Source organism: Actinomadura sp. NPDC049382 (assembly GCF_040677125.1).
GTDB lineage: Bacteria > Actinomycetota > Actinomycetes > Streptosporangiales > Streptosporangiaceae > Spirillospora > Spirillospora geliboluensis.
Map to the genome: position 1 here is coordinate 43607 of NZ_JBFARO010000046.1, position 14494 is coordinate 58100.

Consider the following 14494-nt stretch of genomic DNA (forward strand, 5'->3'; position numbering starts at 1 on the left):
GCTCACCTCTGTGCGTCTGGGAAGGTTTCCAGGCGGATGCGGTCGCGGGCCACGCCGAGGCGGGCCAGCTGCTCGACGGTGTGGCCGACCATCGCGGACGGCCCGCAGACGTAGGCGTCTCGGCCGTCCCAGGGGCCGTGCCTGGCCACGACGTCCGACAGGTTGCCGTGCTCGACGTCGCCGTCACCCGACGTGAGGACGGAGGAGAAGCCGTGTCCGCCGGGTTCGTCCGATACGGCGGGGACGACGGTGAGCCAGGGGAACCCGCCGGCCAGCTTGGTCAGGTCCTCCAGGTCGTACAGGCCGTCGCGGGTGCGGGCGCCGAAGAACAGGTGCACGCGCGGCGGGACGGGACGCCGCGAGATCTGCTCCAGGATCGCCTTGAGCGGGGCCAGGCCGGTGCTGCCCGCGACGAGCAGGACGTCCCGCGGCGAGTCCTCGTCCAGGGTGAGCGTGCCGATCGGCGCGCCCATCCGGACCCGGTCGCCGGTCTCGGTGCCGCGCACCAGGACGGGGCTCACCGGCCCGCCGTCCACCAGCCGGACGTGGAAGTCGACGGTGTGGTCGGGGCGGGGCGCGTTCGCCATCGAGTAGTACCGCCAGTGCCGCAGCCGCGACGGCACCTCCAGCGCGACCGACTGGCCGGGCCGGTAGGGCAGCGGCCGGTCCGGCTGGACGCGCAGGACGGCGATGTCGAACCGGCGCCGCTCGACCGCGACGACCTGGCCGTTCCACCAGGCGGGGGTCGTGAGGGCGTGCTCGTCGGCGGCCTCCAGCATGACCTTGGCGACCAGGGTGTAGGCGGCGTTCCAGTCGCCCTCGACGTCGTCGGTCCAGTCGTCGCCGGTGAAGTGCCGCAGGGTGGCGAGGAGGCTGGCGCCGACGTGCGGGTAGTGCTCGGCGACGATCCCGAACCGCCGGTGGTCGCGGCCGAGCTGCCGCAGGAACGGGACGAGGGCCGGCAGGTCGTCGACCTGGGCGACGATCTGCCCGAGGGCGCGCAGCAGCTTGTCCCGCTGGCCGCTCATCCCGACGGGGAACATGTCGCGCAGGTGGGGGTTGCGCACGAACAGGTCGGAGTAGAAGAACAGGGCGACGGCGTCGCCCTGTCCCGCGACCCGGTCGAAGCTGTCCTTCAGCCGCTGGGCGTCCACGCGGATCAGGAGACGGGCTCGGCGGCGGCCTCCGTCATGACCTGGGCGACCACGCCGTAGGCGGCCGTCCAGTCGCGTTCGAGGTCCGCGTTCCACGCGGGGCCGCTGAAGTGGGCGAGGGTGGCGAGCAGGCTCGCGCCGACGGGCGCGTAGTGGTCGGCGGCGACGCCGAAGCCGTGGTGGCGGCGGCCGAGGTCCCGCAGGAACGGCACGAGCGCGTCCGGGTCGTCGACGGACGAGACGATCTGCGACAGCGCCGCGAGCAGCACCTCGTGCTGCTTCGCCATCGCGGCCGGGAACATCGATCTGAGCCGCGGCTCACGCGCGAAAAGGTCGGCGTAGAAATACTCGGCGACGTCCACGCCGTTCGCGCCGACCAGGGTGAAATTGTCCTTGAGTTTGCGGGCGTCCATGGGCAGCACCTCTCCCACGGTCCTCCGTACCGGGCGGGGGCACCCGGTGAGGGGAGCCGAAGAACCACGGTGCACATGGGTAGTGGAAGCCCTGGACCCCGCACAAGCCCGCCAGCGTCGCCACCGCATCACCGTCCGTGCACGCGGATCACGTGGCGCGTACGTCACCGGCGACAACGCGCCCGTAATCAATCAGTTATTGCCGGGTAGAAAAGATTCCACGCCCGTCCGAATTGCGGACAGATAGGCGATGCAACGCTCCAATCACCGCCCGCGAATATTACGGCCATATGAAATCCGCAACACGCCACCGGCATCAAGGCACACGTCCGTAAGCCCGGCCCGCGACGACCTCAACGTTGCGATCGCGTGCGAAGCCAGGTTCGAGCGAAGCAAGAACCTGATCGCGCAGCGAGCCGCAAGGCGAGCCGGAGCGATGCAGCGATCGCCGCTTGGCCCGTGGAAGGAAGGCGCGCCAGCGCCGCCCGCCGAGGGCGAAGCAATTAGCTCAACCGCTGGCTGACGACCTGGGTGACGCCGTCGCCGCGCATGCTGACGCCGTAGAGGGCGTCGGCGCCCTCCATGGTGCGCTTCTGGTGGGTGATGACGATGAGCTGGGACGATTCGCGCAGCTCCTCGAAGACGGTGATGAGCCGCTGGGTGTTGGTGTCGTCCAGCGCGGCCTCGACCTCGTCCAGGACGTAGAACGGCGACGGGCGGGCCTTGAACACGGCGACGAGGAAGGCGATGGCGACCAGCGACCGCTCGCCGCCGGACAGCAGCGACAGCCGCTTGACCTTCTTGCCGGGCGGGCGGGCCGACACCTCGACCCCGGTCGTGAGCATGTCGTCGGGCACGGTCAGCGACAGGCTGCCCTCGCCGCCGGGGAACAGCCGCGCGAAGATCCGCTCGAACTCGCGGGCCGTGTCGTCGTAGGCGGCGGCGAACACCTCCTGGACGCGGTCGTCGACCTCCTTGACCAGGCCGAGCAGCTCCCGCTGGGTCTTCTTGAGGTCCTCCAGCTGCGAGGTGAGGAACGCGTGCCGCTCCTCCAGCGCCGCGAACTCCTCCAGGGCGAGCGGGTTGACCTTGCCGAGCTGGTTGAGCTGCCGCTCGGCGACCTTGGCGCGCTTCTCCTGGACGGCCCGGTCGTAGGGGACGGGCCGGGCGTCCTCCCCCTTCTCCGGGTCGGGCGGGACGGGCTGGTCCGGGCCGTACTCGGCGACGAGCGACTCGACCTCCAGGCCGAACTCCTCCAGGGCCCGCTGCTCGTACTGCTCCAGCCGGAGCCGCTGCTCGGCGCGGGCGACCTCGTTGCCGTGGACGACGTTGACGAGGCGCTCCAGGGTCGCCGACAGCTCGCGGACCTGCGTGCGGACGACCTTCAGCTCGGCCTCGCGCGCGGCCTTGGCCTGCTCGGCGGCCTCGCGGCGGCGGACGGCGGCGGCGAGGGAGTGCTCGATGCGGTCGAGGGACGTGCGGGCGCCGCGGTGGACGGCCTTGGCGACCCTGGCCTGCTCCTCGCGGCGGGCGCGGCGCTGCGCGGCCCGCGCGCGCTCCTCGCGCTCGCGGCGGGCGCCGCGTTCGAGGGCGTCGGCGCGGCCGGTGATGGCCTGCACGCGCTCCTCGGCGGTGCGGACCGACAGCCGCGCCTCCATCTCGGCGGACCGCAGTTCCTGGCTGCGGGCGTGCAGCTCGTCGCGCGCCTCGGTGTCGTGCCCGGCCTCGTCGGCGACCTCCGCGGCCTCCTCCGACTCGGCGAGCCGCATCGCCAGTTCCTCGGCCGCCTGGGTGTCGCGCTCCAGCGACTCGGTGGCGGCGTCCAGCGCCTTGGTGAGCCGTTCCACTTCGCCGCGCGCGGCCCGGACGTCGGCCTCCAAGCGCGCGGCGCGCTTGGCCTCCTGCGCCGCCTGCGCGTCGAACTCGCGCACGCGCGCGCGGACGCGGTCAAGCTCGGCCTGGGCCTGGTTCACGCTCGCCTGGGCCTCGCCAGCGGCGGCCTCCGCAGCCTCCAATGCCATCTGGGCGGACTGCTCGCGCTCAATCGACGCAGTGAGTTCGTCGGCGGCGACCCCGGCCGCCGTCTCCGCGGCGGCCAGATCCTCGGTGGCCTGGTCAAGGGTCGCGCGCATCTGCAGAAGGCCCTGCCCGCTGCTCGCACCACCCTGCGCCCAGTGCGCCCCGACGAGTTCGCCGTCGCGCGTCACGGCGCGCAGGGACGCCTCCCGCCGGACGAGCGCGGCGGCGGACGGCACGTCGTCGACGACCGCCACGTCCCGCAGGAGATGCTCCATGGCGGGCCGCACGACCTCGGGGACGGTCACCGCGTCGATCGCGTAGTCGACGCCCGGCACCCGCGCGCCCGGCGTGACCGCTCCCCCGCCGACGATCAGCCCGGCGCGCCCGGCGTCGCGGGAGCGCAGCAGCGCCAGCGCGGCCTCGGCCGTGTCGAGCGAGCCGACGGCGATGGCCTCGGCGGCGTTGCCCAGGGCCGCGGCGACCGCCGTCTCGTACCCGGACCGGACGTTCAGCAGCGACGCGACCGTGCCCAGCACGCCTTCGAGGGAACCGTCCGCGCCCGCCGACAGCAGCGCCTCGCCGCCGTCGGCGGCGCTGGCCAGCGTCAGGTTCAGGGCTTCGATCCGCGCCTGCAGCGCCGTGACCTTCTTCTGCGCGGCCTGGTCGGCGGACCGCGCGGCGCCCACCGCGCCCCGCGCCTCCTTCAGCGCCCCGCGCGGACCGTCCACGCCGGCGCGCGCGGCCTCGGCGGCGTCCTTCGCGGTGGCGAGCGCCTCCTGCGCGGCCTCGTGCTCGGCGGCGAGCGCGGGGTCCTCGACGACCTCGGCCTCGAACGCCTCGAACTCCACCCGGGCGTCGTCGGCGCGCTGCTCGGCCTCCTCGCGGGCGTCGGCGAGCCGTCCGATCTCCGACCGGCCGGCCTGCGCCTTGCTGCGCAGCGCCTCGACCCGGCCGCGCAGCCGGGCCAGCTCCTCGCGGCGGTCGGCGGCGGCGCGCGCGGCGGCCTGCAGGCGGCGCTCCTCGGCCGCGAGGGCCTCCTCGACGCCCGTCCGCTGCTCCACGGCGTCGGCGAGGCCGTCCTGCGCCTCGTCCAGCGCGGCGCGGAGCAGCTCCTCCTGCTCGCGGATCTCGGCGGCCTCGCGCTCCATGTCCTCGGGGTCGCGGCCCCGCCGCTCCTCCTCGCGCGCCTCCGCGGCGTTGCGGTGCCGCTCGGCGGCGAGGTCGGCGACGCCCCGCAACCGCTCCTTCAGCGCCGACAGCTGGAACCAGGTGTCCTGGACCTCGGCGAGCTTCGGCGCCTGCTCGGCCTCCTCCGCCTCCAGGACGGCCTCGCGCCGCTGCGCCTCGCCCAGCGCCCGCTCCGTCTCGGTGCGGCGCTCCCGGATCGCGGCCTCGTCGGCGGCCTCCTGCTCCAGCCTCGTCCGCAGCGTGACGAGGTCGTCGGCCAGCAGCCGCAGCCGCGCGTCCCGCAGGTCGGCCTGGATCACCGCCGCGCGCCGCGCGATCTCGGCCTGCTTGCCGAGCGGCTTCAGCTGGCGGCGCAGCTCGCCGGTGAGGTCCTGGACGCGGGTCAGGTTGCCCTGCATCGCGTCCAGCTTCCGCAGCGCCTTCTCCTTGCGCTTGCGGTGCTTGAGGACGCCGGCGGCCTCCTCGATCACCGCCCGGCGCCCCTCCGGGCCCGAGTGCAGGACGCGGTCGAGCTGCCCCTGCCCGATGATGACGTGCATCTCGCGCCCGATGCCCGAGTCCGACAGCAGCTCCTGGATGTCGAGCAGCCGGCACGAGTCGCCGTTGATCGCGTACTCGCTGGACCCCGACCGGAACATCAGCCGGCTGATCGTCACCTCGGTGTAGTCGATCGGCAGCGCCCCGTCGGCGTTGTCGATCGTCAGCACGACCTCGGCGCGCCCGAGCGGCGCCCGGTTCGCCGTGCCGGCGAAGATGACGTCCTCCATCTTGCCGCCGCGCAGCGACTTGGCGCCCTGCTCGCCCATCACCCAGGCCAGCGCGTCCACGACGTTGGACTTGCCCGACCCGTTCGGCCCCACGACGGCCGTGATCCCCGGCTCGAACTTGAGCGTGGTGGACGACGCGAAGGACTTGAAGCCGCGCAGCGTCAACGTCTTCAGGTACACCCGCCGTCCCTCCCTCGCTCCGCGGCCCGGAATCGCAACGCTAGAGGCTATCGCGTACCCGCCCCGACGACCCGGCGAGTCACGCCCCGCCCCGGTCCGATGCCACGATTCCAAAGATCAACGCAGAACCCCCGGTTCCGGCCGCCCCGAACCCCCGAAACCTTTGCCACATTTTGACCACATATCCCAGGCCGAAGCCGTTCCCCAGGATGCACCCACCCCACCGCCCCGACAGACAGTGACCGAAGGGCAGGTCATGCAATTGAGCTATGGCCCCACCACGGCACCCCGGCACGATGACAATCAGCACAGCGCGCCACAAGCGACCGCAGCCGCCAAAGAGGGCCAACGCCACGGCCCAGACCCGGACAAGACCAGATCTGTGCCGATTGACGTCCTCCCCCGCCTGAAGGCGGGGGATTCCAACCGTCCCCTATACGGAGAGGAGAGCGGGTTGAGGTTCGCGGTTCACCGGCCCGCCCAACGGCGTGCCTCCCCGCGCGGCCACCGTGCGCCCCACGGCGGTGTCTCGGATGTTGCGTGCGGCGTTGACGTCGGCGTTGGCCCGGTGCCCGCAGGCCGTGCACCGGAACACCGCTTGGCTCTCGCGGTTGTCCCGGGCGCGGTGCCCGCACGCATTGCAGGTCTGCGACGTGTAAGGCGCCCCAGCGCCTGACGCCAAGGGTGAAGTAAACAAACACCTAGGGACGCCGAGGTTCGACGTCCCTGTGTTTTGAGGATGACGCGCCGAGATCAGGTCAGCGCGGGTTCGCGGTCCTTCACCGCGAGCGACATCACATCGTCGTCCGTCGCCGTCGCAAGCGCGTCGTTCTCCGCCTGGAGCCGTACGAGTTCGGCCTCCAGGTCACGTACGCGCTGCTGCAGGCGCCGCATCTCCGCGACCATCCGGGGGTCGGGACCGCCGACGTGGCCGAGTAGAGCCTTCGCCATGACTAAGGGTCCTCCACGCTGAGTAACCAGCAGGGATCGCGCACGAGAATCAGCTGAAGTCGGTGCGCGTATCGTCTAGAGTCGCACCGGCCGGTGTCCTGGTCAAGCCGCACATCACAGGCCGGTAACAACCTTCCTCTACTAGTTTAGCAGGTACAAACCGGAACTCCCTACCCGTCACCGCTCCACGAAACCGGCGGCCTCGCCGCGCGGGTCGCTCCAGCGCTCGGTGACGCCGGTGACCTTGCCGGGACGGCCGGCGCCGCCGTCGCCGCCCAGCAGGTCGAGCAGGTCGCGGCACCGGCCGCGCGGGCCCTCGGCCACCACCTCGACGCGGCCGTCGCTCAGGTTGGTGGCGCTGCCGGCCAGGCCGAGTTCCAGCGCCCGCGACCGCACCCACCAGCGGAACCCGACGCCCTGGACGCGTCCGCGCACCCAGGCCGTGAGCCGCACGTTCTCCTCGTCGTCCGTCACGCGAGGAAACCCTAGTAGTGCGCCCGCCGGGGGCGCGGCTGGCACACCGGGCAGCTGTAGGACGAGCGGTTCATGAACTCGTCGCGGCGGATGGGCGCCCCGCAGCGGCGGCAGGGCTCGTCGCGGCGGCCGTAGGCGTCCAGGGAGCGCTCGAAGTAGCCGCTCTCGCCGTTCACGTTGACGTACAGGCTGTCGAAGGACGTCCCGCCGACCGCGAGGGCGGCGCCCATGACCTCCTGTGCGGCCTCCAGGAGGCGCGTGGCCTCCGCGCGGGTCATCGTCTCGGTGGGGCGCGCCCAGTGCAGCCTGGCCCGCCACAGCGCCTCGTCGGCGTAGATGTTGCCGACGCCGCTGATCAGCGACTGGTCGAGCAGGGCCCGCTTGATCCCCGTCTTGCGGCGCCGCAGGGCCCGGAAGAACGCCTCGGGGTCGAAGGCGTCCTCCAGCGGGTCGGCGGCGATGTGCACGATCGGCTCGGGGACGAGCGACCCGGCGGCGTGCGCGTCCGGGACGAGGTCGGTGAGCATCAGGTGCCCGAAGGTCCGCTGGTCGACGAAGCGCAGGTCGTGGCCGCCGTCGTCGAAGCCGACCCGGACGCGCAGGTGCTTCTCGCGCTCGCGGCCGGGGTCGCCGACGAGCAGCTGCCCGCTCATGCCGAGGTGGGCCAGCACCGCCTCGGACTCGCCGTCGAGCGGGATCCACAGGTACTTGCCGCGGCGGCGGGGCGCGCGCATCGCGCGGCCGGCGAGGCGGGCGGCGAAGTCGGCCGGGCCCGCCTCGTGGCGGCGCACCGAGCGGGGGTGCAGAACCTCCGCGGACGCGATCGTCCGGCCGGTCGTCCACTGGTCGAGGCCGCGCCGGACGACCTCGACCTCGGGCAGCTCAGGCACCGGCCTGCGCCGCCTCACCGGTCTGCCCGCCGGTCTGCTCGCCGGCGTCCCGCTCCACGACGAGCGCGCGTATCTCGTTCCAGGCGGCCTCGGCCGCGTGCTGCTCGGCCTCCTTCTTGCTGCGGCCCTCCCCCGAGCCGTAGGTCTTCCCGCCGACCCGCACCGACGCGCGGAACGTCTTCTGGTGGTCGGGGCCGCTCTCGGCGACGTGGTACTCGGGGACGCCGAGCTCCTCCACGGCCGTGAGCTCCTGCAGCGAGGTCTTCCAGTCCAGCCCGGCGCCGAGGCCCGCGGACCGGGTGATCAGCGCGTCGAAGAGCCGGTGGACGAGGGCGGACGCCTCGTCGAGGCCGCGGTCCAGGTAGACGGCGCCGATCAGCGCCTCCAGGGTGTCGGCGAGGATCGAGGCCTTGTCGCGGCCGCCGGTGCCCTCCTCGCCGCGGCCGAGCCGGATGTGCGCGCCGACGCCGAGGCCGCGGGCGACCCCCGCGAGGGCGCGCATGTTCACCACGGCGGCGCGGAGCTTGGCCAGCTGCCCCTCGGGCAGGTCGGGGTGGCCGCGGAACAGGGTGTCGGTGACGACGAGCCCGAGCACCGAGTCGCCGAGGAACTCCAGGCGCTCGTTGGTGGGCAGGCCGCCGTTCTCGTAGGCGTACGAACGGTGCGTCAGGGCACGTTCGAGCAGTTCGTCGGTCACGTCGACGCCGAGCGCGGCGGTCAGTTCCGCGCGGTCCGGCGTGGGTGCGCTCCTCTTGGCGCTCACGGGCCCTCCTCGCAGGCCGTGCACCGCGCATGGCGCGGTCGCTGATGCGGCGCGCCGGCCGGAACGGCCGGGACGGCGAGGACGCGCGGCGGGGAGGATGTCCGCGAAGACGAGGTGCGCGCCGGTCGGCTGATCCCGGCGTGCACCACGGCTCCGGGCGCGGTCTCCGCGCCGGTCACCACGCCGACGTCGCGCGCCGGGGTGGTCGGGGTGGTGCCGTCCCGCACCGTGGGGGGCGGGCCGCGCCGCGCGCGGATCCGCCCCCCAGGATGCGAGAAGACTCAGGCCGACGGGGTGATGACCTGCCGCCGGTCGTAGGTACCGCATGTCGCGCACGCGGTGTGCGGCAGCTTGTGGTCGCGGCACGTCGGGCACTCGACCAGGTTCGGCGCCGCGGTCTTCCACTGCGCGCGCCGGTGCCGCGTGTTGCTGCGCGACTTCTTCCGCTTCGGGACGGCCACGTCAGCCCTCCTGCTTTCCTTCTCGTCGGTCGAATGAACCACGGGTGCCGGAGCTCCCGTTCCCCCGGTCGGGGTCCGCCGGCGCCATGTCGCCGGCGAGGTCCTGCAGCGCCGCCCACCGGGGGTCGGCGACGTCGTGGTGGTGCCCGGGCTCGACGTCCGCGAGCCGCGCACCGCAGTCCGGGCACAGGCCCGGGCAGTCGTCCCGGCACAGCGGGGACAGCGGCAGCGCGAGCACCACCGCGTCCCGCAGGACCGGTTCGAGGTCGATGAGGTCGCCCTCGAGGCGGAGCTCATCGTCGTCGGCGTTCCCGCCCGAGCGGGTGTCGTCGTAGACGAACAGCTCCTGGAAGTCCGCCTCGAAGGACGAGGCGATCGGGTCGAGGCAGCGGGAGCACTCCCCCTCCAGGGGGACCGTCGCCGTGCCGGTGACGAGCACCCCCTCCAGGACCGCTTCGAGCCGGAGGTCCAGCTCGATCGCGGCGCCCTCGGGGACGCCCACCATCTCGACGCCGAAGTCCTCCGGTGCCGGCACGGTCAGGCGCTCCTCGCGCGACGATCCCGGCTGCCGGCCCAGGGCTCGGGTGTCGAGCACGAGAGGGGCGTTGGGGTCGAGGCGTGTCAGCGGATTCCTGCTTTCGTGAGGCATGGTGAACGGCGGCCGCCGTCGATGGCCGATGTCCCAGGGTACCGAACCCGGGGCGGTGACCCAACTCGCGACCCGTCCGTCCGCCGCTCACGGGGCGGGGAGGGCCGTCAGCCCTGCTGCTGGAGGCGGTCCACGAGGCGGGCGTGGACGCTGTCGGGGACGAGTCCGGAGATGTCCCCGCCGAACTTCACGACCTCTTTCATCAGGCTCGAGGACAGGAAGGCGTACTCCGGGTTCGTCGCCATGAAGAGGGTCTCCACGCCGGCGATCCGGTGGTTCATCTGGGCCATCTGCAGCTCGTACTCGTAGTCGCTGACGGCCCGCAGCCCCCGGACGATGACCGGGATGTCCTGCTCCTTGCAGTAGTCGACGGTGAGCCCGTAGAACTTGTCGACCTTGACGTTGCCGTACTCCGCGGTGACCTCGGCGATCATGTCGGCGCGCTCGTCCACGGTGAACAGGCTCTTCTTGTTCTTGTTGATCAGCACCGCGACGACCACCTCGTCGTACAGACGGGAGGCGCGGCTGATGATGTCGAGATGCCCGTTGGTGACGGGGTCGAACGATCCCGGACAGACGACACGGCGCACGACGCGAACCCCTTCGGTCCCGGTTTCTGACCTGCGGCGTGAACGTACCAAATCGCATTCGGCCTGGTTTCACCCGGGCTCGCCCGGCCGTCCGGGTACGCCCTCCGGGCCTGCGGTCCGGGCATGCCGCCCGGGGGCCGCTCAGTCGCCCAGGGCCTTGAGGATCCGGGCCGCGATCGGGCCCGACTCGATGCCGTAGCCGGGCGCCTCGGTCATCACCGCGACCGCGTACTTCGCGTCGTTCCCCGGCCCGAAACCGATGAACCAGCGGTCGTTGTAGGCGGCGCCCTCGATGTCGGCGGTACCGGTCTTGCCGCCGACGATCGACGTCCCCTTCAGCGTCTTGCCGGTACCCCGGTCGACGACGGCCTCCATCATGTCCCGCATCTGCTTCGCCTGCCCGGACGTCAGCGCCCGCGACATCCGCTGCGGCGAGATCGTGTCGACCGTGCGGCCGTTCGGGGCGCGCAGCCTGTCGACGAGGTGCGGCTGCATGACCTCCCCGTCGTTGACGACGCCGGCGGCGACCATGGCCATCTGCAGCGGGCTGGCGACCGTGCTGCCCTGCCCGATGGAGCCGAGCGCGCTGAGCGACGGCTGGTCGGTCGTCGGGAACGCGCTGGCGGCGCTCCGCAGGCCGTCGGCGTACTCGACCGGGTCGCCGAACCCGAACCCGCCGGCCGCCTCGTGGACGGCGCCGTTGCCGGGCTCCTCCGCGCCCATGAACGCGAACGTGGTGTTGCAGGACTGCGCGTACGACTCCGCCAGCGGGATGCGGCTCAGGTCGCAGGACCCGCCGATGTCGCCCGCGTCGTTGTTGATCGCCTGCCCGGCGCCCGGCGGCTTGTAGCTGCGGCCGGCCTTGACCTGCGACGCGGCGGTGGCGCCGGACTTCAGCGCGGCCGCGGCGACGACGGTCTTGAACGTGGAGCCGGGCGGGAACAGCTCCCGCGTGGCCTTGTCGAGCAGCGGCTTCAGCTTCTCGCCGTTGAGCCGCTCGAACGCCTTCACGGCCTTCTGCCGGTCGAGCGTCGACACGTCGTTGGGGTCGTAGGTCGGCGTGGACGCCAGCACCCGGATCGCGCCCGTCTTCGCGTCGAGGACGACGGCCGCGGCGCGGCGGGCGCCGCTGGACGCGAGCGCGGCGTAGGCGGCGCGCTGCGCCCCGACGTCGATGGTCGACTCGACCGTCCCGCCGGGGACGTGGTTGCCGACGAGCTTGTCGACGAGGTTGGTGGTGGCGAGGCGGGCGTCGGTGCCGTCCAGGAAGTGGTTCGCGGCGCTCTCCAGGCCGGTCTGGGAGAACACGGAGAAGTAGCCGGTGACCGGCGCGAACACCTTGCCGTCCTTGTAGTGGCGCTGGTAGCGGCCGTCGTCGAGCTTCTCCGACCAGGCGAGCCGCTGGCCGTCCGCCACGATCGGGCCCCGGTCGATCTTGAAGCGGTCGTCGAACTGGCGGGCGTTGAGCGAGTCGTCCCGGAGGTCCTGCGCCTGGAAGCCCTGCACGTACGTGATGTTCGCCATCAGGGCGACGGCCATGACCAGGGCGACGACCCAGGTGCGTCCCACCGCGCGGTCGATACCGGGCTTCATGGGCATGCCTTTACCCGATCTCCCTCCCCGTCAACGGCCGTTGGCGCGGCCGTACCAGAAAACCGCCTCACCGTAACGCCTCTCGCGCTCTGCTTCGTACCCGTCGGGCCAGGTCAGCGCGGGTCCGCGGGACGCGCGCTCGACGACGACCAGGGCGTCGGGGGCGGCCCAGCCGTGGTCGCGCAGGTCCTCCAGGAGAGCGGTGACGGACGCGTCCGCGAGCGCGTACGGCGGGTCGGCGAAGATCAGGTCGTAGGGCTCGCCGGGCCCGCGCCGGACGAGCCGCTCCACCTTCTCCGGGCAGGGGACGGCGCCCGGCAGCCCGAGCGCGCCCGCGTTCTGCCGGATGACCCGCATCGCGCGCGGGTGCGACTCGACGAGCAGCGCGTGCGCGGCGCCCCGGGACAGCGCCTCGAACCCGACCGCGCCGGACCCGGCGTACAGGTCGGCGACGCGCAGCCCGTCCAGCGGGCCGAGGAGGGCGAGGACGGTGGAGAACAGGCCCTCCCGGGCGCGGTCGCTGGTCGGCCTGGTGTCCCGTCCCGGCGGGACGGCCAGCCGCCGCCCGCCCGCGCTGCCCGCGATGACCCTGCTCACCCTCCCAGTATCGGGGGCCGTCTCCGCTGATCGCGCATCGGCCGCCGGCACCGGCCGGGCCAGCATTCGCGAAATGATGCACAACCCGCGCGGGAGCCTCTTGTGAACCTCTACCCAAATGGCGCGAACGATGTTCACATCGACTACGTCACGTGCAAGCGTGCTCGCAGGTTGTGCAACCCATCACTCAGGAGCACCTGTGCATCACGGTAGGAGACTGGCGGTGACGGCCGGCGCCGCGGTTCTCGGCTTCGCCGCCATGAGCGGCGTCTCGCACGCCGAGACCTCCACGCCCCTCGCCGAGCTCACGACCCCTCCGACGACGACGGCTCAACCGAAGACGGCCCGCCCGAAACCGGTGACGACGCGGAAGGCGCCGATCAAGAAGACGGAAAGGCTGATCACACCCAAGAAGGCGAAAACCCGAAGAGCACCGGCGAAGAAGGCGGCGGCCGCACCGAAGGCGAAGCCGCTGCTCGACCTGCGCGTCGGCGCCACGCTCGACTACGACGAGCGCACCCGGACCGCGAGCGCCGGCCTCGACGTCGGCGCGGGCGTCGGCACGCAGGACACCGGCGCGGGCGTCCGGCTCCGGGCCGGCGCGAGCGCGTCGCTGAGCGACGCCACCGCCAAGGCGGGCACGCGGCTGGACGGCCGGGCCGCGTCGCCCGCCGGGAGCACCGGGCTCTCCCTCTCGGCGGGCGCCACCGCGTCCGCGGGCGGGCGGCTCCTCAGCGCCCAGGCCGATCTCGGCGCGTCGGTGGCCCCGGCCGGCGGCACCCCCGTCTCGGCGCACCTGTCGGCCGGCGCCTGCGTCGGCGGGGGCTGCGAGGCGCCGACGCCGCCGACTCCCCCGACCCCGCCGGTCCCGCCCACGCCGCCGACCCCGCCCGTCCCGCCGTCACCGCCGTCGCCTCCCGGGGAGCCGGCGCCGCCCGGCTCCTCCCCGGAGCCGCCGTCGCTGCCGTCGTCCCCGATGCCGCCGGAGCTGCCGTCCGGCACCGGCCTGGGCCCCGGCGCGACCGCCGCCGAGTTCACCCCGCCCCAAGGGCTGCCGTTCACCGGCACCGACGCGCTGCCGCTGGTGGCGCTCGGCCTCGCCGCCATCGGCGCGGGCAGCGCCGCGGTGGCCGCGACCCGCAGGCGCCACGCCCGCGAGTCCTGAGCCGCCCGGCCGAAGGGGCGTCCCCGCGCAGGGGGCGCCCTTTCGGCGTCTCAGAGCGCCTCGGACTTCGCGACCTTCCATCCGCCGCCCGCCCGTTCGAGCAGGAGGCGGCGCATCTCGACCGCGTCGCCGTCGGTGCAGCCGCCCTTGCACGCGCCGACCAGCACCAGGGCCGTGACCTGCTGCTCCGTCCCGCCCGCGCGCAGGCCGACCTCCAGCGGGGTCCCGCGCGCCACGGCCGGGTCGCCGGAGACCGCGCCGGCCGCTCCCCGCGCCTGCGTCCCCGGCCAGGTCGCGCCGGACATGTCGGCGCGGGGCGAGCCCGCCTTCAGCGAGTACAGGCTGTCGAGCAGCCACCCGCCCCCCTGCTTGACCACGGTCGCGCGCATCGGGTCCTGGAGGCGGGACGGGTCGGCGTTCTCGGCGCGCACCGTCCGCCGGACGTACGACAGGACGGTGACCTTGCCGTCCGCCGCCGACACGACGGCCGCGTCGACGACCTCCGCGGTGACCGAACCCTTCTTCTCGGTCAGCTCCGCGCGGTACCGCCGTCCACCGGATCCTCACCTCGCTGCGCAGCCGCCGGCTGGTCCGGGTGGACGAGCAGACCCGCCGGTACGCGCTCGGGCTGACCGCGATG

The 14494-nt window shown here is 73.3% G+C and carries 14 protein-coding genes and 1 pseudogene; 1 reads left to right on the top strand and 14 read right to left on the bottom strand.

Annotated elements, in window-relative coordinates:
- Window positions 1–2: 2 nt before the first annotated feature.
- The 13 genes and pseudogenes from AB0K34_RS25265 to rsmD all read right to left on the bottom strand — a co-directional run bounded on the left by AB0K34_RS25265 (window position 3) and on the right by rsmD (window position 12689).
- Window positions 3–1154 (bottom strand): globin domain-containing protein, encoded by a 1152-nt coding sequence (locus AB0K34_RS25265; protein ID WP_364551210.1) that lies wholly within the window; start codon window positions 1152–1154, stop codon window positions 3–5.
- A gap of 5 nt (window positions 1155–1159) precedes the next feature.
- The gene (locus tag AB0K34_RS25270; RefSeq protein WP_364551213.1) at window positions 1160–1567 is read right to left on the bottom strand and encodes a globin domain-containing protein; all 408 of its coding nucleotides are present in this window, start codon (window positions 1565–1567) and stop codon (window positions 1160–1162) included.
- A gap of 503 nt (window positions 1568–2070) precedes the next feature.
- A complete protein-coding gene (gene smc, locus AB0K34_RS25275) occupies window positions 2071–5721 on the bottom strand; it encodes a chromosome segregation protein SMC (RefSeq protein WP_364551216.1) in 3651 nt (1216 codons plus the stop codon).
- 433 nt (window positions 5722–6154) lie between these two features.
- Window positions 6155–6379 (bottom strand): annotated as a pseudogene (locus tag AB0K34_RS25280) (zinc ribbon domain-containing protein); the annotation flags it as partial.
- Between the two features lie 95 nt (window positions 6380–6474).
- A complete protein-coding gene (locus tag AB0K34_RS25285; RefSeq protein WP_021598747.1) occupies window positions 6475–6672 on the bottom strand; it encodes a hypothetical protein in 198 nt (65 codons plus the stop codon).
- Between the two features lie 177 nt (window positions 6673–6849).
- Window positions 6850–7146, bottom strand: a complete 297-nt coding sequence (locus tag AB0K34_RS25290; protein WP_138638127.1) for an acylphosphatase — start codon at window positions 7144–7146, stop codon at window positions 6850–6852.
- A gap of 11 nt (window positions 7147–7157) precedes the next feature.
- On the bottom strand, window positions 7158–8036 hold the full coding sequence (mutM, locus tag AB0K34_RS25295; RefSeq protein WP_364551219.1) for a bifunctional DNA-formamidopyrimidine glycosylase/DNA-(apurinic or apyrimidinic site) lyase: 879 nt from the start codon (window positions 8034–8036) through the stop codon (window positions 7158–7160).
- On the bottom strand, window positions 8029–8799 hold the full coding sequence (gene rnc / locus AB0K34_RS25300) for a ribonuclease III (protein WP_138638129.1): 771 nt from the start codon (window positions 8797–8799) through the stop codon (window positions 8029–8031). Before rnc ends, mutM begins: the two co-directional genes overlap by 8 nt.
- A 281-nt stretch (window positions 8800–9080) precedes the next feature.
- A complete protein-coding gene (rpmF, locus tag AB0K34_RS25305) occupies window positions 9081–9260 on the bottom strand; it encodes a 50S ribosomal protein L32 (protein ID WP_089324772.1) in 180 nt (59 codons plus the stop codon).
- 1 nt (window position 9261) lies between these two features.
- Window positions 9262–9909: a YceD family protein gene (locus tag AB0K34_RS25310; protein WP_138638130.1), complete on the bottom strand. Its 648-nt coding sequence runs from the start codon at window positions 9907–9909 to the stop codon at window positions 9262–9264.
- Between the two features lie 107 nt (window positions 9910–10016).
- Window positions 10017–10499, bottom strand: a complete 483-nt coding sequence (gene coaD / locus AB0K34_RS25315; protein WP_138638131.1) for a pantetheine-phosphate adenylyltransferase — start codon at window positions 10497–10499, stop codon at window positions 10017–10019.
- 141 nt (window positions 10500–10640) lie between these two features.
- Window positions 10641–12092 carry a penicillin-binding transpeptidase domain-containing protein gene (locus AB0K34_RS25320; RefSeq protein WP_301175668.1) on the bottom strand — a complete coding sequence of 484 codons (1452 nt, stop codon included), beginning with the start codon at window positions 12090–12092 and terminating at the stop codon, window positions 10641–10643.
- A 30-nt stretch (window positions 12093–12122) separates the two neighbouring features.
- Window positions 12123–12689 (bottom strand): 16S rRNA (guanine(966)-N(2))-methyltransferase RsmD, encoded by a 567-nt coding sequence (gene rsmD, locus AB0K34_RS25325; RefSeq protein ID WP_138638133.1) that lies wholly within the window; start codon window positions 12687–12689, stop codon window positions 12123–12125.
- A gap of 223 nt (window positions 12690–12912) precedes the next feature.
- On the opposite strand from rsmD, the gene AB0K34_RS25330 reads away from it, so the two are divergent.
- Window positions 12913–13854 carry a hypothetical protein gene (locus AB0K34_RS25330; RefSeq protein WP_364551226.1) on the top strand — a complete coding sequence of 314 codons (942 nt, stop codon included), beginning with the start codon at window positions 12913–12915 and terminating at the stop codon, window positions 13852–13854.
- 50 nt (window positions 13855–13904) lie between these two features.
- Here the strand turns inward: AB0K34_RS25330 and AB0K34_RS25335 are convergent, their stop codons facing one another.
- Window positions 13905–14336: a hypothetical protein gene (locus AB0K34_RS25335; protein ID WP_364551228.1), complete on the bottom strand. Its 432-nt coding sequence runs from the start codon at window positions 14334–14336 to the stop codon at window positions 13905–13907.
- Window positions 14337–14494: the final 158 nt, after the last annotated feature.

Bases quoted from the DNA above. Each gene is read 5' to 3' on its own strand.
- AB0K34_RS25270 (WP_364551213.1), bottom strand. From the start codon at position 1,567: ATGGACGCCCGCAAACTCAAGGACAATTTCACCCTGGTCGGCGCGAAC.
- AB0K34_RS25310 (WP_138638130.1), bottom strand. From the start codon at position 9,909: ATGCCTCACGAAAGCAGGAATCCGCTGACACGCCTCGACCCCAACGCC.
- AB0K34_RS25285 (WP_021598747.1), bottom strand. From the start codon at position 6,672: ATGGCGAAGGCTCTACTCGGCCACGTCGGCGGTCCCGACCCCCGGATG.
- AB0K34_RS25320 (WP_301175668.1), bottom strand. From the start codon at position 12,092: ATGAAGCCCGGTATCGACCGCGCGGTGGGACGCACCTGGGTCGTCGCC.